Source organism: Microbulbifer flavimaris, assembly GCF_001641755.2.
Classification (GTDB): Bacteria; Pseudomonadota; Gammaproteobacteria; order Pseudomonadales; family Cellvibrionaceae; genus Microbulbifer; species Microbulbifer flavimaris.
Genome location: NZ_LRFG02000002.1, coordinates 740,982 through 765,637 on the forward strand (window position 1 = coordinate 740,982; position 24,656 = coordinate 765,637).

The 24,656-nt window shown below is 60.5% G+C and carries 22 protein-coding genes; 9 read left to right on the plus strand and 13 right to left on the minus strand.

From position 1 onward, the window contains the following. Window positions 1-249: 249 nt before the first annotated feature. Window positions 250-2,595 carry a Tex family protein gene (locus tag AWR36_RS08005; protein WP_067083481.1) on the plus strand — a complete coding sequence of 782 codons (2,346 nt, stop codon included), beginning with the start codon at window positions 250-252 and terminating at the stop codon, window positions 2,593-2,595. A gap of 68 nt (window positions 2,596-2,663) precedes the next feature. Here the strand turns inward: AWR36_RS08005 and AWR36_RS08010 are convergent, their stop codons facing one another. The 4 genes from AWR36_RS08010 to AWR36_RS08025 form a co-directional block, all read right to left on the minus strand. Continuing rightward, window positions 2,664-3,044, minus strand: a complete 381-nt coding sequence (locus AWR36_RS08010; protein WP_067083484.1) for a VOC family protein — start codon at window positions 3,042-3,044, stop codon at window positions 2,664-2,666. Further along, window positions 3,037-3,621, minus strand: coding sequence for an FMN-binding negative transcriptional regulator (locus AWR36_RS08015; RefSeq protein WP_067083486.1), 585 nt, complete (start codon window positions 3,619-3,621; stop codon window positions 3,037-3,039). The genes AWR36_RS08010 and AWR36_RS08015 overlap by 8 nt, the downstream gene beginning before the upstream one ends. A 310-nt stretch (window positions 3,622-3,931) precedes the next feature. Continuing rightward, a complete protein-coding gene (locus tag AWR36_RS08020) occupies window positions 3,932-4,360 on the minus strand; it encodes a phosphate-starvation-inducible PsiE family protein (RefSeq protein WP_067083489.1) in 429 nt (142 codons plus the stop codon). A 110-nt stretch (window positions 4,361-4,470) separates the two neighbouring features. Then, window positions 4,471-6,201 (minus strand): phytoene desaturase family protein, encoded by a 1,731-nt coding sequence (locus AWR36_RS08025; RefSeq protein ID WP_096866626.1) that lies wholly within the window; start codon window positions 6,199-6,201, stop codon window positions 4,471-4,473. Between the two features lie 115 nt (window positions 6,202-6,316). Here AWR36_RS08025 and AWR36_RS08030 point away from each other — a divergent pair, with 115 nt between their 5' ends. Further along, complete coding sequence (locus tag AWR36_RS08030) at window positions 6,317-6,739, plus strand: organic hydroperoxide resistance protein (RefSeq protein ID WP_067083492.1); 423 nt, start codon at window positions 6,317-6,319, stop codon at window positions 6,737-6,739. Window positions 6,740-6,801: 62 nt separating this feature from the next. Here the strand turns inward: AWR36_RS08030 and hutG are convergent, their stop codons facing one another. Together hutG and hutI are read right to left on the minus strand one after the other, a co-directional pair. After that, a complete protein-coding gene (gene hutG, locus AWR36_RS08035; protein WP_067083494.1) occupies window positions 6,802-7,758 on the minus strand; it encodes a formimidoylglutamase in 957 nt (318 codons plus the stop codon). Continuing rightward, window positions 7,742-8,971: an imidazolonepropionase gene (gene hutI / locus AWR36_RS08040; protein WP_067083497.1), complete on the minus strand. Its 1,230-nt coding sequence runs from the start codon at window positions 8,969-8,971 to the stop codon at window positions 7,742-7,744. Before hutI ends, hutG begins: the two co-directional genes overlap by 17 nt. Window positions 8,972-9,260: 289 nt before the next feature. On the opposite strand from hutI, the gene hutC reads away from it, so the two are divergent. The 7 genes from hutC to AWR36_RS08075 all read left to right on the plus strand — a co-directional run bounded on the left by hutC (window position 9,261) and on the right by AWR36_RS08075 (window position 18,312). Then, a complete protein-coding gene (gene hutC / locus AWR36_RS08045) occupies window positions 9,261-9,992 on the plus strand; it encodes a histidine utilization repressor (RefSeq protein ID WP_067083499.1) in 732 nt (243 codons plus the stop codon). Window positions 9,993-10,063: 71 nt separating this feature from the next. After that, window positions 10,064-11,758 carry a urocanate hydratase gene (gene hutU / locus AWR36_RS08050; RefSeq protein WP_067083502.1) on the plus strand — a complete coding sequence of 565 codons (1,695 nt, stop codon included), beginning with the start codon at window positions 10,064-10,066 and terminating at the stop codon, window positions 11,756-11,758. 148 nt (window positions 11,759-11,906) lie between these two features. Then, the gene (hutH, locus tag AWR36_RS08055; RefSeq protein WP_067083504.1) at window positions 11,907-13,457 is read left to right on the plus strand and encodes a histidine ammonia-lyase; all 1,551 of its coding nucleotides are present in this window, start codon (window positions 11,907-11,909) and stop codon (window positions 13,455-13,457) included. Window positions 13,458-13,653: 196 nt separating this feature from the next. Beyond that, window positions 13,654-15,756 carry a S9 family peptidase gene (locus AWR36_RS08060; protein ID WP_067083507.1) on the plus strand — a complete coding sequence of 701 codons (2,103 nt, stop codon included), beginning with the start codon at window positions 13,654-13,656 and terminating at the stop codon, window positions 15,754-15,756. A gap of 597 nt (window positions 15,757-16,353) precedes the next feature. Then, entirely contained in the window at window positions 16,354-16,704 is a 351-nt protein-coding gene (locus AWR36_RS16100; protein ID WP_141398496.1) for a hypothetical protein, read from the plus strand. A 145-nt stretch (window positions 16,705-16,849) separates the two neighbouring features. Beyond that, on the plus strand, window positions 16,850-17,638 hold the full coding sequence (locus AWR36_RS08070; protein ID WP_197409249.1) for a 3-hydroxybutyrate dehydrogenase: 789 nt from the start codon (window positions 16,850-16,852) through the stop codon (window positions 17,636-17,638). A gap of 53 nt (window positions 17,639-17,691) precedes the next feature. Beyond that, a complete protein-coding gene (locus tag AWR36_RS08075) occupies window positions 17,692-18,312 on the plus strand; it encodes a response regulator (RefSeq protein WP_067083511.1) in 621 nt (206 codons plus the stop codon). A gap of 102 nt (window positions 18,313-18,414) precedes the next feature. Here AWR36_RS08075 and AWR36_RS08080 read toward each other — a convergent pair whose 3' ends face one another. The 7 genes from AWR36_RS08080 to AWR36_RS08110 form a co-directional block, all read right to left on the minus strand. After that, window positions 18,415-18,804, minus strand: a complete 390-nt coding sequence (locus AWR36_RS08080) for a hotdog family protein (protein WP_067083513.1) — start codon at window positions 18,802-18,804, stop codon at window positions 18,415-18,417. Beyond that, complete coding sequence (locus AWR36_RS08085; protein WP_067083518.1) at window positions 18,801-19,223, minus strand: MaoC family dehydratase; 423 nt, start codon at window positions 19,221-19,223, stop codon at window positions 18,801-18,803. Before AWR36_RS08085 ends, AWR36_RS08080 begins: the two co-directional genes overlap by 4 nt. Further along, complete coding sequence (locus tag AWR36_RS08090; RefSeq protein WP_067083520.1) at window positions 19,204-20,730, minus strand: acyl-CoA synthetase; 1,527 nt, start codon at window positions 20,728-20,730, stop codon at window positions 19,204-19,206. Before AWR36_RS08090 ends, AWR36_RS08085 begins: the two co-directional genes overlap by 20 nt. A gap of 64 nt (window positions 20,731-20,794) precedes the next feature. Further along, window positions 20,795-21,559: an enoyl-CoA hydratase/isomerase family protein gene (locus AWR36_RS08095; protein WP_067083522.1), complete on the minus strand. Its 765-nt coding sequence runs from the start codon at window positions 21,557-21,559 to the stop codon at window positions 20,795-20,797. Further along, window positions 21,556-22,200 (minus strand): TetR/AcrR family transcriptional regulator, encoded by a 645-nt coding sequence (locus AWR36_RS08100; protein WP_067083524.1) that lies wholly within the window; start codon window positions 22,198-22,200, stop codon window positions 21,556-21,558. The genes AWR36_RS08095 and AWR36_RS08100 overlap by 4 nt, the downstream gene beginning before the upstream one ends. Window positions 22,201-22,462: 262 nt before the next feature. Further along, window positions 22,463-23,410, minus strand: a complete 948-nt coding sequence (locus tag AWR36_RS08105; protein ID WP_067083527.1) for an alpha/beta hydrolase — start codon at window positions 23,408-23,410, stop codon at window positions 22,463-22,465. Beyond that, window positions 23,388-24,605 (minus strand): MFS transporter, encoded by a 1,218-nt coding sequence (locus AWR36_RS08110; protein WP_067083529.1) that lies wholly within the window; start codon window positions 24,603-24,605, stop codon window positions 23,388-23,390. The genes AWR36_RS08105 and AWR36_RS08110 overlap by 23 nt, the downstream gene beginning before the upstream one ends. Window positions 24,606-24,656: the final 51 nt, after the last annotated feature.

The window sequence follows — 24,656 nt, forward strand, 5'->3', positions numbered from 1 at the left end:
TTCACAGATACCCTCAATCCAGAAGCGGACCCATAAGTGATCAAATTTTGACTAGTTGCGCATTCTACTGGACTTCGACGACAAAAGAACCGCTTTCAGCTGCAGGTCGTCGCAGCGGATTGCGGTTCGCCGCAAACCTTTCTCGCAGCGCCCGGCTCCCGCATAATGCCGCTCCTGAATTTGCCGGTAGCGCCATCCACAGCTACCGGTCCGAGAAGTACTCTCAGCAGAACGGATGTAGAAAATAAGATGCTGGATATCAACGCCCGAATCGCCGAAGAACTCAACGTACGCCCGCAGCAAGTAGCCGCCACCGTCGCCCTGCTGGACGAGGGCTCCACAGTCCCGTTTATCGCCCGCTACCGGAAGGAAGTGACCGGCGCCCTGGACGACACGCAGCTGCGGACCCTGGAAGAGCGCCTGCGCTACCTGCGCGAGCTGGAAGAACGCCGCGCCACCATCCTCAAAAGCATCGATGATCAGAGCAAACTTACGCCGGAACTGGCAGAACAGATTCAGGCAGCAGATACCAAGAACCGGCTGGAAGACCTCTATCTGCCCTACAAGCCCAAGCGCCGCACCAAAGGCCAGATCGCTATCGAGGCCGGCCTGGAGCCACTGGCCGACGCCCTCTTCGCCAACCCGGGGCTGAACCCGGAAGAGGAGGCACAGCAGTACCTGAACACTGACAACGAAGACGCCTCCCTGCACGTGAAGGACATCAAGGCCGCCCTCGATGGTGCCAAGTTCATCCTGATGGAGCGCTTTGCCGAGGATGCCGAGCTGCTGGGCAAGCTGCGCGATTTCCTCAAGCGCGACGGCCAGGTGAAGTCCAGGGTGCTCGACGGCAAGGAAGAGGAAGGCGCCAAGTTCCGCGACTATTTCGAGTACGCCGAAGACTGGGCCAAAGTGCCCTCGCACCGCGCGCTGGCAATCTTCCGCGGCCGCAACGAAGGAGTACTGGCCATCAGTATCGGCCTCGAGGGCGATGAAGAGCGTCCCGCCACCGCGGGGCACCCCTGCGAGGGCATGATCGCCAAGCAGTTCGACATCAGCGACCAGGGCCGCCCCGCGGACAAGTGGCTGGGTGAGGTGGTCCGCTGGACCTGGCGTATCAAGCTGCTCACCACCCTGGAAACGGACCTGATGGGCGAGCTGCGCGAGAAAGCAGAGGAAGAGGCGATCAAGGTCTTCTCCCGCAACCTCAAAGACCTGCTTCTGGCTGCGCCGGCGGGGCAGAAGGCCACCATCGGCCTGGATCCTGGCCTGCGCACCGGGGTGAAAGTGGCGGTGGTGGATGCCACCGGCAAAATGCTGGATCACACCGCTATCTTCCCCAATCCGCCGCAAAACCGCCTGCAGGAATCCGCCGCGGTCATCGCCGCCCTGTGCAACAAGTACAACGTGGGCCTGATCGCGATCGGCAACGGCACCGCCAGCCGCGAGACCGACAAGTTCGTCGGCGAGACCATCAAGCAGTACAAACTCTCTGCGCAGAAGGTGATGGTGAACGAGGCCGGTGCCTCGGTCTATTCCGCCTCGGAATTCGCCGCGCGGGAATTCCCGGACCTGGACGTGACCATCCGCGGTGCCATCTCTATCGCCCGCCGCCTGCAGGACCCGCTGGCGGAGCTGGTGAAGATCGAGCCCAAGTCCATTGGTGTGGGCCAGTACCAGCACGACGTGTCCCAGACCCAGCTGGCGCGCTCACTGGATGCGGTGGTGGAAGACTGTGTGAACGGCGTCGGCGCCGAGCTGAACTCCGCCTCTGCACCGCTGCTGTCCCGCGTGTCCGGCCTCAGTGCGTCCATCGCCAACAATATCGTCACCTATCGCGACCAGAACGGCGCTTTCAAGAGCCGCTCCCAGCTGAAGGAGGTGCCGCGGCTCGGCCCCAAGGCATTCGAACAGGCGGCGGGCTTCCTGCGCATCAACAATGGCGAGAACCCGCTGGATAAATCCGGAGTCCACCCGGAGGCCTACGTGGTGGTCAAACGCATCGCCGAGAAGAACGGCCGCGAGATCAACAGCCTGATCGGCGATTCCGGATTTCTGCGCAAGCTGAACCCGGAGGATTACACCGATGAAAAATTCGGTGTGCCGACGGTCACCGATATCATCGCGGAACTGGAGAAACCCGGTCGCGACCCCCGCCCGGAATTCCGCACCGCCAAGTTTGAGGAAGGCGTTGAAGAGATCAAGGATCTGCGCCCCGGTATGATCCTCGAGGGCACAGCCACCAACGTCACCAACTTTGGCGCTTTTGTGGATATCGGTGTACATCAGGACGGCCTGGTACACATCTCGGCACTGTCCGACAAATTCGTCAAAGACCCGCACGAAGTCATCAAGGCCGGTGATATCGTCAAGGTGAAGGTGATGGAAGTGGACGTGGCGCGCAAGCGCATCGGCCTTTCAATGCGCCTTTCCGATGAGCCCGGAGAACAGGGCAGCGGCGGCGTCAAGAAAGGCGATCACCGCGAGAGCCGCCAGGCCAGCCGCCACAACAATCGCAACCGCCAGCAACAGGGTGGCGGCAAGAGCCAGGGCAGCATGGGCGATCTGCTGATGGCGGCGATGAAAAACAAAAAATAGAACTGGCAAAAATCAAAAGGGCGATCATTTGATCGCCCTTTTTTTTCCCGGCGACTGCCGACCGGAATTCAGGATACCCGGTGCATGGCACAGATCTTGTTACCCGCGGGATCACGCAAATAAGCGAGGTACAGCTTCATACCAGACCCCTCGCGCACTCCGGGCGGATCTTCACAGGTAGTGCCGCCGTTGGCCAGCCCGGCTTCATGCCAGGCATCTGCTGCCTCCGGGTTCTCCGCCGCGAAGCCAATGGTGGTGCCGTTGCCGTGGGAAGCCGGCATGCCATCAATCGGCTTGGTCAGCGCAAAAATACCACCGTTACCAAAGTAAAAGCAGCGGCCCTTCTCATCGATGACACCGGGCTTGTAGCCCAGGGTTGCCAGGATCGCATCGTAGAACTTCTTCGATTCCTCGATATCATTTGCGCCAATCATTACATGACTAAACATCGTATTTCTCCATTGTTTCGGCCAACTGCACAGTACCCGCGGCCCTCAAGCCCGAGATCACGCCTTGCCTGTCCTCCTCGGAGCGGTCCTGGCTCAGTTTATACTGGCACTGGACTTCAGCAACCTTGATCTCAACACCGATGATGGCCCTGAGCATGGCTCCATCGAACTGCCCCTGCCAGGACTGCCCGACACTGGCTTCAAAATGCCGGGAAAGCGCATTCACGACGCCCTCGAGTCGCTCTTGGCAGTCAAACACACGGCAAGTGCCATAGATGTGCACAGACTGGTAATTCCAGGTCGGTACGCCCGCCTTCCCGTACCAACTTGGGGAGACATAGCCGTGGGCACCCAACATTGTGATGAGAACTTCCTGGCCGTCCAACTCTTGGCACTGGGGATTGCACCTTGCCAGATGCCCGGTAAGAGTTGCACGATCTTCCGAGAGGAGAAACGGCATATGCGTCGATGCCATCCGTCCTGCCACCGCGGATACAAGCTGGCCAAAACCATTCCTTTCGATGAAGGAGAATATTTCCTCGTCATCACGGACAACAAAACACTCCGGAATATACATTTCCTACCTTTCCACCAGGCCCAGCGGCCAAACATAACTCAAGTGCTGCACTTGCATTGATTGCCCAACTCAGAGCCATCGAGCCATCAATACAATTGCACCGCCATTCATCATCGGCAGCGAGGACACCACGGCCGCAAGCATCAAACGCTCTCTATTCAACAGAACCAAACCCGCCACAAATGCCACCAAAATAAGCGCCATCTACGCGAGAAATGCCCCTGTATGGGATCCACCAACAACAATACATTGATGACCTGCCGCATCACCTCATCGTCAAGCGTCACTCTGGGTTTCACACCGACCCATCTCAATGAGCAATCATTTTCTCGCGGTTGTAAACCACGATCGAGGCAATGCGCAGCGCGCCAAGCACAAAGATCAGGGCGGAAAAGGCATAAATCATCTCGGCTTTAATTTCATGCTTGAAGAGCAGGATCAGTATTTCCCGCAGAATGAACACGATAGCCGCGTCGATAATGAAGGTGAGGCGCAATTTATGCGAATTGAAGTATTCGACTAGCGACCTGGATAATTCAATCAGCACGTACAAGGTCAGCACATCGGCAATAATATCAATGTAATGACCCGTAATTCCCTCGAACGCCAGCAACTGCCAGGAAGTCACGAAAAGCTGCAAGGCACCGATGGCGATGCCAAGCATGATAAAAACCAGGATAATACCGAAGACGATATCGACCGCCTTATCAAAGTAGACTTTTACCTTTTCACCGAACATGGATACCCCACAAAAGATCAGCCCTCGTTATGCCAGAGTCATCCTGATAACACGCCAGCACGGTCGCAAAACGACTGCCGGCTGAGACAGGTGGCGCATCATAATCGAATTCACGCTGGAGTGGACGCTTCCCGCCGCCGCTTCAGGGACCCTTGGTCGGTGGAGCCTGCACCGTTACGGGAAAACACCCTCCGCAACACTCTTGCACCCTTGCGCCAGCCCAGTACCGCCTGTGCTGTCACAACCCCGCCGTACATGGCTCCGGCCACACCGCAGCTCATGATGTCCTGCCCGGTTAAATAGAGCCCTTTGACTCGCGTCTTCGGTCGCAACCATTTCTGGCTGAAACGCGACGGGTCGTGATCGAGGCCGTAGATCTCACCGTGCTCATAGAAACAGAAATGTTTCGTCGACAGGGGCGTGGACAGTTCGTAGTAGCCGATCTTCCCCCGCAGCTGTGGGAAGTGGTGGTACAGGTGCTCCAGCAGCCGCTGGCTGAATCGCTCCTTGAGCGCTTCGTAATCATCACCCCTCTTACCCCAGGTCTTGTCCTGCCACTGTGCGAACCACTCATAGGGGCCGGGAGCGACAATTTCGATGGTGGCGCGCCCAGGGTAGCGCTCGCTAAACGATGGGTCCTTGGCCGATGGGAAGGAGATATAGACCAGCGGAACCTCCTGTTCGGAATCGCTGAGGAACTTCTCGACATCACCACTGTAGTCCGCACTCGGGTAGACCCAGTAATTGGTTCTCGGGAGCCCCAGGTCTTCGGCTGTGTCCTGTAGCCCAATGTACAGGCAAAGGTGCGACATCGAGGGCTTTACTGTCTCCAGGTCACGGTGATAGCCGGCCTGCTCCGTAGCGCTCTCGGGAAGAAGTTTTTCAAAGGTATTGAACACACCTGCATTGGAAATAACGACGGGAGACCGGATTTCCGTGCCGTCTTTCATCCGCACGCCACAGGCGCGCTGCCCATCCATCAGGATGGTTTCCACTTCGGCATAGGTAAAGACTTCGCCACCTGCCACCTGTATCTGTGGAATGATGGTCGCAGCCATCTCACTGGCACCACCGACCGGATAATAGCCGCCGTACAGGTAGTGTTTGACGATCAGGGCGTGAATGATAAAGCTGCCCTCTTTGGGTGGCATGCCATTGTCACCCCACTGCCCAGTGAGTACGGCGATCAGCTTTTCGTTGTCGGTCAGCTCCCGCAGCACCTCGTAGGTGGTCTTGTTGAGATAATCCGGTAACTGTGATTTTTTCCACAGCGATAGCAAGCGTGCGCACCACCCTGGCAATATTTTCTCCAGCGTCAAAAACCGCATGGCCTTGCCAACGGCGGAAACACGCTCGAGATACCGTTCAAGGGTTTGCTTCTCACCGGGGAAGTGCTCCAGCAGCCCGGCAATAAACGCCTCGCGGCCCGCCCGCAGGTCGAATTGCTCATTACCCAAACAGATGCGGTCGTAGGTGCTGTCCATCGGTGCCCACTGCAGCTGCCCGGCGGAAAGGAAGTCGAACAGCTTGCGGGTCATGGTGGGGTGGCCGCCCACATCGCCGATATAATGCACCCCCACGTCCCACTCGTAGCCTTTGCGCTCGTAGGCGTGGGTCATGCCTCCGGCGGTATAGTGCTGCTCCAGCACCAGGACTTTCTTACCCCCAGCACTGAGCAGGGCGGCCGTCGTCAGGCCGCCGATGCCGGAACCGATCACGATGGCGTCATAAGGGCCATCCAGGCGATTGGCGCGGTAGCGTTTGCCCACACGAGTGTGCGGGCGGCGCATCGATACATTGTTAGCTGCGTCCCGATCAGGCATTTCGGTACCTTTTTTCATTATTCTTCCTGCCACTCTAATGACACCCCACAGCATGCGCAATTACCAGTCAGCTCGTGCGGCTTGACCTCGGCTACACTTTTCCCTCGATTTAGCGAGGATGACAAGGAGAGATATGAAAACGCTATACACGGCATTCGCAACGGCCAGCGGAGGCCGGGACGGCAAGGCCAGGACTGATGACGGCAGGCTGGAGGTAGACCTCAGTGTGCCCGAGGAAATGGGCGGCGATGGCGGCAAGGGCACCAACCCGGAACAGATGTTCGCCGCCGGTTACGCGGCCTGCTTTATTGGCGCGATGAAATTCGTCGCCGATAAGGAAAACCTCGAGGTACCCGAGGAGGCCAGTGTCCGTGCGGAGGTGGGCATCGGCCCCCAGGACAAGGGCTTCGGTCTCGATATCGACCTGCACATCAAGCTGCCGGGTATGGACAAGGTCGACGCCGAGAAAGTCGCAAACCGCGCCCACGAGGAGGTGTGCCCCTACTCCAACGCCACCCGCAACAATGTGGATGTGCGATTACATATCGACACTTGAGGAAACCGGAGTAGCCGGAGCAAGGCCTGCACGATGAGCAGGCCCCGGTGCCCGGCCGGGGCTCAGTGGCCCACTACCCCGTTGGCCACCTGGAAGCCGATACGCGCCGCGGTACGCGCGGCGTGATCTTCGATATCGAAGTACGGGTTGAATTCGGCCATATCCGCCAGGCAGACCTTGCCAGACTCCAGCACCGTGTCGAGCAGGGGTTCGAACAGCTCCAGCGGCACACCGCGGGCAGCCGGGGCACTGACGGCGGGCATCACCGCCGCCGGGAATACATCGAGACAGATGGTGAGGTAGACAAAATCCACACTGTCGATGAATTCCGCGATTCGCTGGCGGGACTGGTCCAGCGCCCAGGGAGTGATTTCCCGATCGCGGATCACCTTCACCCCCAACTCATCAGCGCGATTGTAGAGCGCTGGCGTATTGGCGGCATCGGAAGCGCCCACACAGAGGTAATTGAACGGCTTGCCATTGATCTCGCACTGCTCGGCGATCTGGTAAAACGGCGTGCCAGAGGAACCCTTGGGTTTTGGCAGCCGGAGATCCAGGTGCGCATCAAAATTGATGATGCCGAGGGTTTTCTCCCGCTGCTGCTCGCGCATCCAGCGGGCGATGCCCTGGTAGCTGCCGAAGGCGATCTCGTGGCCGCCACCCAGCACCAGCGGGAAGTGACCGTCGCTTAGCAGCTCGGTAATTCGTGCGCCGAGCAGTGACTGGGCCGATTCCAGGTCCTCCTTTTCCACCCGCACATTACCGGCGTCGTACAGCGGCGTATCGAAGGTGGCGGGCAGGTTGGCCATGGCCATGCGCAGGATGCGTGGCCCCTTGGCGGCACCGATGCGCCCCTTGTTGCGGCGCACACCCTCGTCCGAGGCAAACCCCAGAATCGCCAGGCCCGGCGCGCTGTCCAGCTGCAACGGCGTGATGCGCTGGTGCCAGCGCTCGCCGGCCTTGCCGTCCTCGCGATCGGTGCGACCGCTCCACAGGCGCATATCAGCCAGCTGTAACATTTCTGCCTCCAAAGTAAATCTTGGCCGGTTTCAGGGCACCGAATTCGTAGGCCAGCTGGTCCGGGGTGTCCATGGGCCAGAGCACCATATCTGCCCGCAGTCCCGCCCTCAAAACGCCGCGGGAACAGCACAGGCCCAGGGCCCGGGCGGCAGAGCGGGTGACACCTGCCAGCGCCTCGGCAGGTGTGAGGCCAAACAGGTTGCAACCCATATTCATCATCAGGCGCAGCGAAGCAATCGGACAGCTGCCCGGGTTCAGGTCCGTGGACAGCGCCATGCACACGCCGGAAGCCCGCAGGGATTCCACCGGCGGGACCCGGGTCTCCTTGAGGGTATAGAAAGCGCCGGGCAACAGCACTGCCACGGTGCCATTCTCGGCCATGGCCGCCACATCCATATTGTTGATGTATTCCACGTGATCCACCGACAGGGCACCGGCATTGGCTGCCATGGCGGTGGCGCCGCTCTGGCTCAGCTGTTCCGCGTGAGCTTTCACCGGAAGCTCCAGCTCCTTCGCACAGTTGATCACACGCTGGCACTGGTCGACGGAAAACGCGATGGATTCGCAAAACATATCCACCGCATCCGCCAGCTGCTCTTTGGCTACTGCCGGCAGGATCTCTTCGCAGACCAGGTCGATATATTCATCCGCGCGGCCGTCGTATTCCGGCGGCAGGGCATGGGCGGCGAGACAGGTGGTGACGATGTCTACCGGATAGTGCTGGGCCAGGCGGCGCGCGGTGCGCAGTTGCTTGAGCTCCGTGTCCAGCTCGAGACCGTAACCGGACTTGATCTCCACAGTGGTCACGCCCTCGGACAGCAGGGCCTGAAGCCGCGGCTCTGCCGCCCGGTACAAATCCTCGGCACTGGCCGCCCGGGTCGCCCGCACCGTGGACAGGATACCGCCGCCCGCGCGGGCCACTTCCTCGTAGCTCTCACCGCCGAGGCGCCGGGCGAATTCAGAGGCACGGTGACCGCCGTAAACCAGATGGGTGTGGCAGTCGACCAGGCCCGGGGTGATCCAGCAGCCCTCGCCGTCCACCACGTCGTCAGCGGCACAGTCCGGCAGCTCATTACGGGGGCCGATCCAGACAATGCGGCCACCGGTCACAGCGATAGCCACATCCTCAATCGCCCCATAGCCCCCGGGGATCGAGGGATCCATGGTGGCGGCATTGGCATTGGTAATCAGCAGGTCACAGCGTTCAGTCATTGGCTCTCTTTTCCCGGCGCTTTCGCACAAGCAGCCCGCAGGCATCAGGGCGGCGCGGTTTTCCTTTTTCTAACCATAGACGCTCGCCCCGGGGCCGAGCGGAATTATCGAGTGCGGACGGGCTGGCGATCCCGATCGCCGGGCCCTACCAATAGGGGCGACACAGCGGACACCTGTGCCTACTGCGGTCCGCCGACAATCTTGACAGCAGCGGACCCGGACAACATAGTAGCCGCACTATTTGTATATACAAGCATATACAAGCCAAGACGAGACTGTACCGAAGTCCATGAATACTGCAAGAGAACCGGTGAACCAGGGCAACCAGCCCCGCTATGCGGCCATCAAGAGCCATATCCGCGACCGTATCGAGGCGGGCGACTGGCAACCCCATACCCGCGTGCCGTCGGAGAACCAGCTGGCCGAGGAGTTCCAGGTGAGCCGTATGACCGCACGCCGGGCACTGAGCGAACTCACCGATGAAGGCGTGCTGGTGCGCTCCCAGGGGCTGGGCACCTTTGTCGCCGAACCCAGGCCGGCGGGCTCACTGATGGAAATCCGCAACATTGCCGATGAAGTCTCGGCCCGCGGCCACAGCTACAGCAGCCGCATCCAGCGCCTGGAGGAAACCGCCGCATCGGCAGCCGTGGCCCTCGCCCTGGGTCTGGCGGAGACTGCACCCGTGTTTCACTCGCGCATCGTGCACTGCGATAACGACGTGCCGATTCAGTGGGAGGAGCGCTTTACCAATCCCGCCCTGGCACCGCAGTACCTGCAGCAAGACTTCTCCGTCTCAACGCCCAACGCCTACCTTTCTGCCGTGGCCCCCCTCACAGAAGTGGACACCACAGTAGAAGCCATTGCCGCCGACGAGGAGATCGCCCGCGCACTGGAGATCACAGCCGGTGATGCCTGCCTGCAGATCTGGCGGCGCACCATGAGTAGCGCCGGCGTGGTGAGTTTTGCCCGCCTCGTACACCCGGGCAACCGCTACCGTCTCGGTGCCCAACTGAGATTCTGATGATTCATAGCGCTGCTGCAGATGACAGCAGAGCGACAGGACGACAACCGAACTTTTCCGCGAGGTGAACCATGACAACCGATAAACGCCACGACCCCAGCCGCAAGATTGCGGCACCCACCGGCACCGAGCTGAACGCCAAGAGCTGGCTCACCGAGGCCCCGCTGCGCATGCTGATGAACAACCTGCATCCCGATGTGGCGGAGCGCCCGGAGGACCTGGTGGTTTACGGCGGTATCGGCCGTGCCGCACGGGACTGGGAGTGCTACGACAAAATCGTCGAGGTGCTGAAGCGCCTGGAGGACGACGAAACCCTGCTGGTGCAATCCGGTAAGCCGGTGGGCGTGTTCAAGACCCATGCCGATGCGCCGCGTGTGTTGATTGCCAACTCCAACCTGGTGCCGCACTGGGCTAACTGGGAACACTTCAACGAGCTGGATAAGAAAGGCCTGGCGATGTACGGCCAGATGACCGCCGGCTCCTGGATCTACATTGGCTCCCAGGGCATCGTGCAGGGCACCTACGAAACCTTTGCCGCAGTAGCCCGCAAGCACTTCGATGGCGAGGCCCCAAGCGGAAGCGGAGCAAGAGGGAAATGGGTTCTCACCGGCGGCCTCGGTGGCATGGGTGGTGCCCAGCCGCTGGCAGCGACCATGGCCGGCTTCTGCATGATTGCGGTGGAGTGTGACGAAACCCGCATCGACTTCCGCCTTCGCACCGGTTACGTGGACAAAAAAGCCACCAGCCTCGACGAGGCGCTGGAGATCATCAATGCAGCCAAGGAAAAGGGCGAAGCCGTTTCCGTCGGCCTGCTCGGCAACGCTGCCGACGTCTTCCCCGAGATCGTCGAGCGCGGTATCCAGCCGGATGTGGTCACCGACCAGACCTCCGCCCATGACCCCCTGAACGGCTATCTGCCCAAGGGCTGGACCATGGAGCAGGCCGCCGAGATGCGCAAACGGGACGAAGCGCTGGTGGTCAAGGAAGCCAAAAAATCCATGGCCATCCAGGTACAGGCCATGCTGGATCTGCAGGAGCGCGGCGCCGCCACCCTCGATTACGGCAACAACATCCGCCAGATGGCCTTTGAGGAGGGCGTAAAGAACGCCTTCGACTTCCCCGGATTTGTACCCGCCTATATTCGCCCGCTGTTTTGCGAGGGTATCGGCCCCTTCCGCTGGGCCGCCCTGTCCGGCAATCCGGAGGACATTTACAAAACAGACGCCAAAGTGAAGGAGCTGATTCCGGACAACCCGCAACTGCACAACTGGCTCGACATGGCCCGCGAACGCATTCAGTTTCAGGGCCTGCCCGCACGCATCTGCTGGGTTGGTCTGAAAGACCGCGCCCGCCTGGCGCTGGCGTTTAACGAGATGGTCGCCAGTGGCGAACTGGAAGCGCCGGTGGTTATCGGCCGCGACCATCTGGACAGCGGATCCGTGGCCAGCCCCAACCGGGAGACCGAAGCGATGATGGACGGCTCCGACGCGGTTTCCGACTGGCCGCTATTGAATGCCCTGCTCAACACCGCTTCCGGTGCCACCTGGGTATCCCTGCACCACGGCGGCGGCGTGGGTATGGGCTTCAGCCAGCACTCCGGCGTGGTCATCGTCTGCGACGGAACCGAGGCGGCGAAGAAGCGCATCGAGCGTGTGCTGTGGAACGACCCGGCCACCGGGGTGATGCGCCATGCGGACGCGGGCTATGACATTGCCAAAAACTGTGCACGGGAGCAGGGGCTCGACCTGCCGATGCTGAAGGACTAATACCCGGCAACCCAATTACTTACTGCGTCATGCCGGACTTGATCCGGGGTCCAGCAGGAGAGCCCGACGAAACTAACGCGCTCCGACACTGGGCGCTGGCCTGCGCCGGCGTGACGAAAAACCTAAAATTTTTTCGGTGAAAAGTTTTATGTACAAGCTGGAAATCAACCCGGGCCAGCTGGGCCTGGCAGAACTGCGCCGCGTGGCACGCGAACCGGTTCAACTCTCGCTGGCGAAAGATGCCTACCCGGCCATCGAGGCCTCCGCGAGAACCGTCGCCCAGGTCCTGAGTGAGGGTCGCACCGTCTACGGTATCAATACCGGTTTTGGTCTGCTGGCCAACACCCGTATCGAAAAAAATGACCTGGAGAACCTGCAGCGGGCCATCGTGCTGAGTCACGCCGCTGGCACCGGCGCCTTTATGAGTGAGGCGACGGTGCGCTTGCTGATGGTGCTGAAAATCAACTCCCTCGCCCGTGGATTTTCCGGCGTGCGCCCGCAGGTTATCGAGGCATTGATGCAACTGGTCAATGCCGGTGTCTTCCCGGCAATCCCGGAGAAGGGTTCCGTCGGCGCCTCCGGTGACCTGGCCCCACTGGCGCACATGAGCGTCGTACTCCTGGGCGAGGGCGAGGTCTTTATTGATGGCGAGCGCAAGCCCGCGAGTGAGGGACTGAAGAAAGCCGGCCTGGAACCCATTGTGCTGGCGCCTAAAGAAGGGCTGGCGCTGCTGAATGGCACCCAGGCTTCCACGGCATTTGCCCTGCTGGGGCTTTTCTCCGCCGAGGACCTTTTTGCCGGCGCCGTGGTGACCGGCGCGCTGACCCTCGAGGCCGCCAAGGGCTCCCGCCGCCCGTTTGACGATCGCATCCACGCGGTGCGCGGCCAGAAGGCCCAGCGGGAAGTAGCGGCAAGCTACCGTGACCTGCTGGAGGACAAGAGCCAGATCGGTGAATCACATCAGTTCTGCGAAAAAGTACAGGACCCCTATTCCCTGCGCTGCCAGCCCCAGGTGATGGGTGCCTGCCTTCAGCAGATCCGCTTCGCCGCAGAAGTGCTGCTGGCGGAAGCGAACGGGGTTTCAGATAACCCGCTGGTGTTTACCGACGCGGAAAACCCGGAAAATTCCGACATCATTTCCGGGGGCAACTTCCACGCGGAACCAGTCGCCATGGTGGCCGACAACCTCGCCCTGGCTCTGGCGGAAATCGGCTCGCTGTCCGAACGCCGCATGGCATTGCTGATCGACACCAACCTGTCCGGCCTGCCGCCATTCCTGGTGGAAAACGGCGGAGTGAATTCCGGTTTCATGATTGCGCAGGTGACGTCTGCCGCACTCGCCAGTGAAAACAAATCGCTGGCGCATCCGGCCAGCGTGGACTCATTGCCCACCAGCGCGAATCAGGAAGACCATGTCTCCATGGCCACATTCGCCGGCCGCCGCCTGCGGGATATGGCCGACAATACCTGCGGTATTCTCGCGGTGGAATTGCTGGCCGCCTGCCAGGGACTGGATTTCCGCGCGCCGCTGAAGAGCACGGAAAAACTGGAGAAAGCCAAAGGCAAACTGCGGGAGCGTGTGCCGTTTTACGATAAGGACCGCTACTTCGCCCCGGATATCGAAGAGGCCAAGCAGCTACTGGCCAGCGCCGTCTATCTGCCGTTTTTGGATACAGGACTTCTGCCAAGCGGCAGCTGAACATCAGCGTACTATTTTCTTTTGCCCTGCCATAAGGCGTCGGTTTCATCCGGCGCCTTTTTTATTTCCTCAAAACAAACAAATCGACGCCACGGATCTTCCTCCCCGCGCTGGCAGCGCTTTGCGGGGTCATCGGCTTGTGCAATGCTGGCTTCGCAGTAACAGGAGGTTCAGCACAATCACAAAGGAATTCACAATGCAGACGACAATAAAGAGTTCACTGGAGGTTCTGGGGGCGGTCTCCCTTGCCCTGTTGATTTCAGCCTGTGCGCCAGACAAGGAAGCCAGTACTGAGAAAGCTGCCGCGCCATCGAAGGCGTCAACAGATGAGATCCAATTGATCGATCGTGAAGTGCTATTTGGCAACCCAAGCCGTTACCAGGGCCGCCTGAGTCCAGACGGCACCATGATGAGCTTCCGCGCCCCGCTGGATGGCGTCATGAATCTCTGGGTTGCGCCCGCTGGCGATATCGATGCAGCCGAGCCAGTCACCAGAGACAAGGGCCGCGGTATTCCGAGCCACTTCTGGTCGAAAGACAGCAGTCACCTGCTCTATATTCGCGACGAGAATGGTGATGAAAACTGGCACCTTTATGCCATCGACCTGAATAGCAAGAAAATTACCGACCTGTCGCCCTACGAGGGTGTGCAGGCCCAGATGATTGCGCAGAGCGAGTCTCACCCCGGCATCGTCATCGTCGGAATGAATGATCGCGATCCGCGCTGGCACGACCTGTACAAGGTCAGCCTGAGCACTGGCAAGCGTGAGTTGCTGCTTGAGAATGAGGGATTCGGCAGCTTTTACTTCGATCATGACCTGAAGCTGAGGTTGGCGACAGAGGCCACTTCCAGCGGGGGCTACCGGGTTTTCGAGTATGCAGAGGAGGACTGGCTGGAGGTTTTCGAAGTCGGGTTCAAGGACACGCTCACCACACAGATCCTCGGTTTTGACGCCGATAACGATGGCTTCTACATGCTCGATAGTCGCGGCCGGGACAAGGCGGCACTGGTCCATCACACGCTGGATAACAGCCACTCGATCCTGCTGGCCGAGTCGGAAAAAGCGGACATTGCCAGCGTGCTGATGCACCCCCGCAAGCATACGCCCATTGCGTATACCGTGGAGTACAAAACCAACGAATGGATTCCCCTCGACGGATCCTATATGGATGATTTCGCCAGCTTGAAAGGCCAGGTGGAAGGGGATTTCTCTATTCTTGGCTCGACGCTGGATGCCAGCCAGTGGGTGCTTTACAGCAACCGTTCCGATGCCTCACCCAAGTACCAGGTGTTTGATACCCGCACTGACACACTGTCCACGCTCTTTGCCACCCAACCAAAACTTGACTCACTCCCGCTGGCGAAGATGTATCCGCAGGTCATTCCCGCCCGGGATGGCAAAGAACTGGTCTCCTACCTGACACTGCCAACTGGCCTTGACCAACAAGGCTCTGTTCAGGAACCCGTACCAATGGTAATGCTGGTGCATGGCGGGCCCTGGGCACGGGACAGCTACGGGTTCAATTCCCAGGCACAGTGGCTGGCCAATCGCGGCTATGCAGTTCTCCAGGTCAACTTCCGGGCCTCCACCGGGTTCGGTAAGGCATTCATCAATGCCGGTAATGGCGAGTGGGCTGGCGCCATGCACGACGACCTGATCGATGCTGTCGACTGGGCCGTCGCCGAGGGCATTACCTCGCCGCAAGATGTCGCCATCATGGGTGGCAGCTACGGGGGCTACGCGACACTGGTCGGGTTGACCTTCACCCCGGAGCGGTTTGCCTGTGGCGTGGATATTGTCGGCCCTTCAAACCTGAACACCCTCCTTGGTTCCGTTCCGCCTTACTGGGAAAGTTTCCGCAATACGCTACATGCTGCGGTGGGCAACCCGGAAACCGAGCAGGGCAAAAAAATGCTTGAGGAGCGCTCCCCACTCAACCGCGTGGACAAGATCGTCAAGCCGTTGCTGATTGGCCAGGGCGCCAACGATCCCCGGGTTAAACAGGCCGAGTCCGACCAGATTGTTGCGGCGATGGAGAAGCGGGAAATCCCGGTGACTTACATTCTCTACCCGGATGAAGGTCACGGCTTCCAGAAACCCGAGAACCGCCTCTCGTTTTTTGCGGCTTCCGAAGCGTTTCTGGCTGACTGCCTGGGCGGACGCTACCAGCCCATCGGTGACGACCTGAAAGGTTCCAGCATACAGGTTGTGCACGGTGCCAATTTTGTACCGGGGCTGTCCGAGGCCCTGGAGCAATCCAACATCATCGCGACCAACTCGGTCGACGCGGCGGAGTAATCGCCAACTTCCACCCCGCTGCCAGGCGGGGTGGGAGCCCACTCCCCCCCACCTTAATATTCCCGCCTGTCCTGGCTGCGAATTTCCATATGTCGCCTCTCAAAGTGGCCTCAATGAGGAAATTTGCGCCATAGCTGCTAATCTGAAAAGTAGACGCTGTACCCGCCAGAAGGCGTGGAGGTCGCTTATGAATCCGTTGCCCCGCAAACCGTGGGGAGTAGGCTCCACATTCGCTCTTGTCGCTGTATTGGCCGCATCAGGCTGCGCCGACTCGGGTTATTCATCCGGTTCCAGCAGTGGTTACTATCGAGTCGACGGTCGCTACTACCACTGCCATCCGGGTGGGGTCTGCCACAACGCCCGCCACGCGAATTATTACTTCATCGGCGGCGTTTATCGTCCGCGTCCGGGCCATTTCCACCACCGGCCGCCACATCACCACCGACCACCCCATCACCATGTCAGGCCCCGGCCGCTACCGGCCAGACCCAGACCCCGCTGAGTGCCTTTCCGCGCTCAGCTAACCCCGAGGCAAGCGACACCTTTGTGACGCAGGGAATGCCGTGATCCGAGGAGTTACCAACCGGAGACGACATCATGAACAGAATCCTGAAGACCGGGCTGATCGCCACAACGGTCTGTACCGCACTGACCCTCGGGGCCTGCGCTTCCGACGGTTACTATTCGGGTGGAAGCTACTATTCCAGCTACCCGTACTACTCACGGCCCTACGCCTATCCCTCAAGTAGCGTCCACCTCTATTATTCTTCGCCGCGCTATTATCGCTATCGGCACCATCCCCGGTATCGCCACTATTATCGCCACCACCACTATCGTGGTCATCGTCACTATCGCGGCCATCACCGCTACCACAGCCGCCCGAGTTATCGACCGGGCCGGCCGGCACATCGCCCGAGCCATGGCGGTGCGCATCGCCCGCGGCGCTGAAGCCATAGCTTTAGACAGGATGTAGCTGCTTCATACCTTGGTCATACAGACCGCCCCCGCCACCACTGCTAGGATTTTGAAAAAATGAGCAAGGAAGCTCCGCGCCCCTGGTGCGGAGCATTCACAGTAGCCGCGGGGGGTGCAAGTGCAGCGGAATTCAGATCAAGCCATCCTGGTGACCGGATCCACAAGTGGTATCGGGCTCGCCATTGCCAGAAGAATGGCTGAGGCGGGGTATCCAGTCATGCTTCACGGGCTCGCTTCCGCCAGCGAGGGATCCGCGCTGGTGGAGGAGTTTCAGGAGCGCTATCGCGTTAAATGTGGCTTCAGCAGCGCCGATATCAGCAGCGAAGAGGGCTGCATCCAGCTGGTGGCAGACAGCCGTGAGGCGCTGGGACATCCTGCCGTGCTGGTCAACAACGCGGGAGTGCAGTTCACGGCCCCGGCCCATGAGTTTCCCGCAGACCAGTGGCAACGCATCCTGTCCATCAACCTGAGCTCCGCTTTCTTCCTCAGTCGCGAGCTCCTGCCAGACATGCGTGAAAGTGGCTGGGGCAGGATCATCAATATTTCCTCCGTGCATGGACTGGTCGCCTCGGAAAACAAGGCGGCTTACTGTGCAGCAAAACATGGCCTGATCGGGCTGACGAAAGTCCTGGCCCTGGAAAACGCCGATTGCGGTGTGACCGTAAATGCCATCTGCCCGGGCTGGGTGGAGACGCCGCTGATCCAACCACAGATCGAACGCATCGCGCAGGAAGAATCCGTCGACCTGGACCAGGCCCGCACCCGCCTGATCGGCGCCAAGCAGCCCCTGGCAAAGCCCACCAAGCCCGATGCAATTGGCTCCCTGGTGCACTTCCTCTGCGGCGAGCATGCCGCCACCATCACCGGCGCCTCAATGCCAGTGGACGGAGGCTGGACCGCGCAGTAGCATGATGGGCAGCCGGCACCGCCGGCGCCCATTCATCACTCCAGAAGCGCGCCGTGAATTACAAACTGCTGATTGCCGACGATCACCCTCTCTACCGCGATGCACTGGCCACGACGGTCAGTGCCAAGCTGCCCGAATGCGAGCTTCTCCAGAGCGAAGACCTGGAATCCACCCTCTCCCGCCTCAATGAAACCGAAGTTGATTTGCTGCTTCTGGACCTGAATATGCCCGGCAGCGAGGGCTTTAACGGCCTGGCGCAGATTCGTAACGGTTTTCCCACAGTGCCAGTGGTTGTGGTCTCTGGCAGCGACAAGAACAGCGTTATCCGCCAGGCCGCGGGTTTTGGGGCCAGCGGCTTTCTCTCCAAGACTGCGCGCCCCGAGGAGATCATCGACTGCATTCAACAGGTTCTGGCTGGCGAGGAATACTTCAGCGCGGAAGCAATGGAAGAGGAGGGCGAGAGCGAGCTGGCCGAACGCCTGGCGAGACTCACGCCCCAGCAGTTGCGCATCTTCCAGATGATTGCCCAGGGCCTGCTGAATAAACAGATTGCCTTCGAGCTGGATATCACCGAACCCACAGTCAAGAGCCATGTCACCGCGATCCTGCGCAAGCTGGAGCTCCGTGACCGCAAGCAGCTGATCCGCGAGGCCCAGGCGCTAACGCAGCTCTGAACCGCTGCAATTTGACCGCAGCTCACACCCGCAATGTTATTGCGGCAGGCAAGTCCCGCACTCTCCTTTCAATCACCAATGACCAATGTCCCTGCGCTGGTTTCAGCACTGAAACAGCACCAGCGCGTCGCCTTCACAGATCAAACGCCCACCTTCACCAATACAGCGGGTTTCCAGATTGACCAGCGCCTTGTCGGGGCGCAGCCGGGTCACGGTTACCGTCGCTGTGAGCGGCTCGTCGACCCGGGCCGGCTGGTGAAACTGCATATGCTGTTTCAGGTAGTTGGTGCCGTGCCCCGGCAACTCCTCACCAAGCAGGTAGGAAAAGAGCCCGGCAATCAGCGGCTCGGGCACTTCTGGCCACTCGCTTTCAATACTGGCCAGCCGGCACCATTCGTTAAGTGCCTCGCGACCAAACCGGCGACTCACCGAAGCGCTGTCCCCTGTACGAAGCTTATTGAAGCGCGGCAGGCTCATCTGGCTCTCACTCATGCTTTACCCTCCCCGGCCAACGCCAGCTGGCAGCGACCTTCAAGGCCCCGTTGCCCATCCGCTTTGACTACGGTCGTGGTCAGCTCGACGCCGCTATCGGTTACCGCTTCCTCCACCAGGGTCACCGTAAACAGCTCGTCGGTATAGGTGGGTGCGGGAAACTTGAGGTCCTGGTTTACCAGTCGTGATCCGGGATAATGGTCCTCGATCACACCGCGCAGGACACTGAACAGCAACATGCCGTGCGAGACAGTGGCACCGAAACGGGTACCGGCGGCGTAAGCCGGGTCCACGTGGATGGGATTGTGGTCGCCGCTCAGGTCGGCAAAGCGGTTGAAATCTTCCTGGCCCAGGGAGAACTGCTGGCGGATCACCCGCTGCCCCCCGGTGCTTATTTCCTTAATGTCCTGCAGCGTCATCACGTAACTCCTGTTTGATCACTTTACCCAGGGCATTGCGGGGCAAGGCGGTGAGCGCCTCGAACGCTTTGGGGACCTTGTAACCTGCCAGGCGTGCCCGACAGAACGCCCGCAGCTCGTCGTCCACCGGTGCCTGCGCTCCGGATTTCACACCGAAGTATGCCTTGCCGACTTCACCCCAGCGCTCGTCGGGCATACCAACCACGGCGACCTCGGCAATGGCCGGGTGCTGCTCCAGCACCTGCTCCACCTCGGCCGGATAGACATTCTCCCCGCCGGAAATGTACATGTCTTTCCAGCGATCGACGATGTAGTAGCACCCATCCTCGTCACAGCGGGCCACGTCACCGCTGTGCAGCCAGCCATCGGCCCGGATTGCTTCCGCAGTGGCATCTGGCCGGTTCCAGTAACCCGGTGTGACATTCGGGCCGCGGATCAGTAACTCGCCCGGCTCGCCATCGGGGACATCGCGACCATGTCGATCGACGATGCGTACCTCGGTGAGTAACTGCGGCCGACCCACGGAGCCTATCTTGTCGATTACCAGCTCTTCATCGAGCAAAAATACAGTCGGGCCGGTTTCGGTCATGCCCATACCGGTGCGAACCCGAATACCCTCATCGGCATAGCGCTTTGCGACCGGCAGCGACAGCGGTGCACCGCCACAGCCCCAGGAGCGCACCCGCTTGAGCCGCGCGCCATCGAATCGCGGATGATCCAGCAGTGCCCGATACACGGCCGGTACGCCGAAAAAGATGGTCGCCCGGTCCTGCAGCACCTGCAGCGCCTGGTCCGGATTGAAGCTGCGCGATACCAGCACGCAGCCGCCCACCAAAAATACCGCTGACGAATACAGGTTGATGCCCGCGGTGTGGAACAGGGGAAGTACGTTCAGCAGTACGTCATCACCGGTCAGGTTGACCGCGAGGCCAACGTTCAGGTGGTTTGCCAGCATCATCCGAAACGTCTGAATCACCCCCTTCGGGCGTCCGGTCGTGCCAGAGGTATACAGCAGGTACCACGGCGTATCCGGGTTTTTCTCCGCATGTGGATTCAGGTCAGGCGAGCTGTTGGCCAGATCGCTGTGGTAATCGCGCTGCCCCGCACCGACACCATCCAGGGCCACCAGGGTTATCGTATCCCAGCGTTTACCGAGGCTGGCCGCGACCTCGGCAAACTCCCCGCCGAAGATCAGCGCACGGGGGTCACAGTCATCCAGCAGCACTTCCAGTTCCGGCTGCGCCAGGCGCCAGTTGAGCGGCACCAGGATCAGGCCGGCCTTTGCACAGCCAAATAACATCGCAAAAAATTCCGCACGGCTGTGGCCGAGGTAGGCGAGGCGGTCGCCCTCCTGCAGGCCCCAGTGCTCGCGCGCGGCTGCCGCCAGGCGTGCGGCGCGCTCATTCAGCTGGCGGTAGTCATAGCACTCACCGCTGTCGAGGTCCTCGAGTGCCGGTCGGTCCGGTGTTACCCGCGCACGCTGGGCGAGCAAGTCGAACATTTCCATAGGTATCTCCGTTATTGTTATCTGCCCGGGCTCACCGCAAGTACACCCCGGGCAATGATTGCCATTAATCGCGGTCGAGAAAGGCTGCCATGCCCCGATCCGCTTCATCGCCATCGATCAATTCCAGAAAGTGTCGCAGTTCGGCCTCCAGCGCCGGGGCCACCCGATTCACATCGGGGCGCGTGAGCGCCAGGGTATTGCGGACGCTGCCACCACTGACGTCACGCAGCCGGCGCGCCAGCTGCATGGCTTTGCCCGATACATCGCCGTCTTCCTCCAGGTACTGGACCAGCCCGAGTTCCAGAGCCTCCCTGGCATCGATGCGGCGGTTGGTGAGTTGCACGTCCAGTGCACGACCGCGACCGATTCGCTCCGGCATCATTGCGCTCCAGCCACCATCCGGACTGAAACCAACGGCGGTATACCAGGGGGCGAAATGCGTGCTGGGACCGGCCACGGCAATATCACAGGCGAGCACCAGTCCAGCCGAGCCGCCGGTGACCATGCCGTGTACCGCCGCCAACGAGGGCAAAGGCAGGCGCAGCAGGTCGAGCATCGCCTCATTGAGCGCCCCGACAAGCCGCCTGGCATAGGCACGGCGCTCCCCTCGAGCCAGCTCGTAAAAAGCTGCTACATCACCGCCACTGGAGAAGGATCGGCCCTCTGCGCGCAGCACCAGTGCCCCGGGGCAATCCTGTCGGCAACGGGCCAGCGCCTCGCGCAGTTCGTCCAGCAATACCGGCACCAGGGCGTTGTGGCGCCCGGGGCGATTGAGCGTGATGGTGGCGACCCCATCCTGCAGCTGGTAGAGCACGCTTGCGTTTTTCAAGATTTTTCCCTGCCTCCACCTGCCGCCAGACCGTTGCGCAACAGATCCGAAACCGTCGCCACGATATCGTCAAAATCCATTTCCGTTTCCCACAGGGCGTAACGCAGGCCGATAAAATTTGATATTCCCATCAATGCCCAGACCCGCACCTCATCGTTTCCGGAGCGAATTTCCCCCCTGTCAGTGGCACGGGCCAGCATTCGCACGTAGCGCTCGCCAAAGGACTCGTAATAACGGCGGTAGATGGACTCATCGACAAACTGCGCCTCCTGCAGCACCCGGTACAGCGCGGGGTTGTCACGCAGATACTGGAGAAAAGCACGCAAGCCTTTTTCCTCCGCCTCCAGGCGATCCCCTGCGTCGGCCGTTTCCCGCTCCAGGTGCGCACGCAGGCGGCGCCCCATCTCCTGCACCAGTTCGCGCAGGGTCTGCTCTTTGCTGGAGAAGTAGGTATAAAAGGTACCGGAAGCCACACCGGCAGCCCGGGTGATATCGGCGATACCCGCGCGGTGATAGCCGAGCGTGCCAAACGTCTCTTCCGCCGCTTTGAGAATGCGCGTGCGGGTCCGTTCGCCACGGGCGGTTTTGGGCAACCCGGGGGCGGTACCGACGATGGAGGAGGGGGAATCTGGGCTCGTCATGGAGCGCTCACCTGCGACTATTGAAACCTGAATCAGTATTCATGTTACGGCAACAGTACGACGCTGAAACTCATACCTTGGTCATAGCCGGGCGATACCTGAACCGGACCCGGCGCTTTCAGCAACCGGTGTGAAGAACTGGCCCGGCAGGGGCTAGGCAGGGAAATCAGAGAGAGCAAAGAGAACAGAGAGAAAACAGAGAGAACAGGAGGGGACAGCAGCCACCGGTGACAGACGTCACCGGCAGCGAAATGATGGCCTGTTAATCTGCGAGTCCGCGCACGAACTCCGCGGTGTGACGGTAGAAACGCTCACAGTCCGCCGTCACCATAGACTCCAGGTTCAGGAACGCATGGATCTGCTGATCGAAGTGCAGCAATTCTGAGTCCACTCCTGCGTCCTTGAGCTTCTCAAGGTAGGCGAGGCCCTCGTCCCGCAGCGGGCAGAATTCCGCTGTTACCATCAGTGTCCTCGGCAGGTTCGAAGTGAACTCGCCGTACAGTGGGGAACAGGCACGGCGGTTCTCCACCCCCTGGAAATAATTGTTGAAGTACCAGCCAATCTTTTCTTTTTCCAGCAGGTAACCGCGGCCATTCTCGTCGATGGACGGCAGCTGCATGGTGTAGTCGAGACTCGGGTACACCAGCACCTGGGCCACGATATTGTGGCATTCGTGCTGCAGCAGTGTGCTGGCACTGGCACAGAGGGCGCCGCCACCGGAATCCCCCATCAGGATCCAGCGGCCACCATGTTCAATGCCCTTGCGATCCAGTGCCGGACCAATACCGCGCACTACCGCCAGCAGGTCCTCAAGCCCAGCCGGGTAAGGGTTTTCCGGGGCGAGCCGGTAGTCCACAGAGATGACCGTGCGCTTGCAGTGCTGCGCGATACGACGGCAAATCGGGTCGTAGACCGTCACACTGCCGGCCATATGGCCACCGCCGTGGGCATAGATGATCGCCGGGCCACCATCGTTTTCTTCCGGGCGATAAATACGCACCGGCACGGCGTAGCGGCTGCCGGGCACAGTGGTGTCGACTGCCGGCATTTCCGGGCCCGCCTCGACAAAGCCCCGGGTCAGGTTGGCGAGGCTCTCACGGGCGTTGGTGGGCGTAGGCTCAAAGCCGGCGGCCTTCAGCTGGGCCACCATGGCATTGATGTTTTCCAGCCATTCAGCCAGTGCCGGATTAAGCTGTCGCGCTTTCTGCATTGTCCGATTCCTCTTTCACATCGCTCTCGGGCTTTTTGCCGCTCTCCGGCAGCATGAAGGAAAATACAAACAGGGAGGCGGAGCAGGCCACAGCGAAGTAGGCCGCCAGCGCCGGCTCCCCAGTCATGTCTGCCATCAATCCGGCACCGTACATCAGCACTGTCTCGACGCCGTAAGAAATGGACCAGAACATGGCAAAAGTCACCGTGATCCGACCGGGAGTCATACCTGGCAGCTCTTGCGGCAGGGTCACCAGTGCAGTCATGGGCAGGAACATGAAGAAGCCTGCAAGCGCTGCCGCCGTGTAAGCAATCACCGGGTTGCGGCTCAGCACCATCATTGCCGCGAAGATCACCAGCGCCAGGCCGGCGTAGCGCAGCACCGGCAGACGCAGGGGGTAGCGGCGGGTAACCATGATACCGGCCACGGTGCCCACCATACCGGCGGCAATCATCACGGCCGACAGGTGGTTACTGGCCACCGCAAAACCGTCGATCAGCGGGAAGAGGGCAAACACCGCGATGTAGCAGAAAAGCACACCGCAATAGGCGAGCGGCAGCCACCAGTTGAAGCCTTCACGAATGCCCTCGCGCAGGCCGTATTTCTCCTCCGGCTGGCCCTGGTTGGCAGCACCGGACAGGGAAAAGTCCTCTGCAGACAGCCACCACAGAACGGCCAGCGCCACCACCATGACGCCATAGAGCGCCACTACGGACTGCCAGCTGCCCATCCAGGCGGCCAGGGCGCCGGTGGAAAGCAGGGCGATCAGGTTACCGGTATTGAAAGCTGCGGCATTGACGCCATTGATCAGCGGGCGCTCTTCGGCAGCAAAATAATGCAGCACCACCGGATTGAAGTAGACGATCGCCAGCGCACCGCCGAGCCCGAGGGCCAGGCGCGACCAGAGCCAGCCGATGTAATCGCCGGCCAGCGCACCCACGCCGCCCGCTGCGATGAGCAGCACTGCGATGGTAAAGGCCCGCTTTACACCCAGGCGCACCAGCAGCATGGCGGCGGCGAGGTTGCCGACAATCTTGGCGATGGTGATGACGTTACTGCCCCAGGTGGCGTTGGCCAGGCCGGCCTCGCCAAACGAAGCCTGCACGCTAGGGGTCAGGATGGCACCGGACACCCACGACGCCGCGAACAGCGCGTAGGCGGTGAACATCAGGATTTCTAGTACATATTTCTTCATAGCAACTTCCAGAAGGCTGCGCCCAGCTCACTGCGCCGGGCATTCTTATTA

Coding starts and splice junctions, on each gene's coding strand:
- AWR36_RS08005 (WP_067083481.1), top strand. CDS start 250: ATGCTGGATATCAACGCCCGAATCGCCGAAGAACTCAACGTACGCCCG.
- AWR36_RS08010 (WP_067083484.1), bottom strand. CDS start 3,044: ATGTTTAGTCATGTAATGATTGGCGCAAATGATATCGAGGAATCGAAG.
- AWR36_RS08015 (WP_067083486.1), bottom strand. CDS start 3,621: ATGTATATTCCGGAGTGTTTTGTTGTCCGTGATGACGAGGAAATATTC.
- AWR36_RS08020 (WP_067083489.1), bottom strand. CDS start 4,360: ATGTTCGGTGAAAAGGTAAAAGTCTACTTTGATAAGGCGGTCGATATC.
- AWR36_RS08025 (WP_096866626.1), bottom strand. CDS start 6,201: ATGAAAAAAGGTACCGAAATGCCTGATCGGGACGCAGCTAACAATGTA.
- AWR36_RS08030 (WP_067083492.1), top strand. CDS start 6,317: ATGAAAACGCTATACACGGCATTCGCAACGGCCAGCGGAGGCCGGGAC.
- hutG (WP_067083494.1), bottom strand. CDS start 7,758: ATGTTACAGCTGGCTGATATGCGCCTGTGGAGCGGTCGCACCGATCGC.
- hutI (WP_067083497.1), bottom strand. CDS start 8,971: ATGACTGAACGCTGTGACCTGCTGATTACCAATGCCAATGCCGCCACC.
- hutC (WP_067083499.1), top strand. CDS start 9,261: ATGAATACTGCAAGAGAACCGGTGAACCAGGGCAACCAGCCCCGCTAT.
- hutU (WP_067083502.1), top strand. CDS start 10,064: ATGACAACCGATAAACGCCACGACCCCAGCCGCAAGATTGCGGCACCC.
- hutH (WP_067083504.1), top strand. CDS start 11,907: ATGTACAAGCTGGAAATCAACCCGGGCCAGCTGGGCCTGGCAGAACTG.
- AWR36_RS08060 (WP_067083507.1), top strand. CDS start 13,654: ATGCAGACGACAATAAAGAGTTCACTGGAGGTTCTGGGGGCGGTCTCC.
- AWR36_RS16100 (WP_141398496.1), top strand. CDS start 16,354: ATGAACAGAATCCTGAAGACCGGGCTGATCGCCACAACGGTCTGTACC.
- AWR36_RS08080 (WP_067083513.1), bottom strand. CDS start 18,804: ATGAGTGAGAGCCAGATGAGCCTGCCGCGCTTCAATAAGCTTCGTACA.
- AWR36_RS08085 (WP_067083518.1), bottom strand. CDS start 19,223: ATGACGCTGCAGGACATTAAGGAAATAAGCACCGGGGGGCAGCGGGTG.
- AWR36_RS08090 (WP_067083520.1), bottom strand. CDS start 20,730: ATGGAAATGTTCGACTTGCTCGCCCAGCGTGCGCGGGTAACACCGGAC.
- AWR36_RS08100 (WP_067083524.1), bottom strand. CDS start 22,200: ATGACGAGCCCAGATTCCCCCTCCTCCATCGTCGGTACCGCCCCCGGG.
- AWR36_RS08105 (WP_067083527.1), bottom strand. CDS start 23,410: ATGCAGAAAGCGCGACAGCTTAATCCGGCACTGGCTGAATGGCTGGAA.
- AWR36_RS08110 (WP_067083529.1), bottom strand. CDS start 24,605: ATGAAGAAATATGTACTAGAAATCCTGATGTTCACCGCCTACGCGCTG.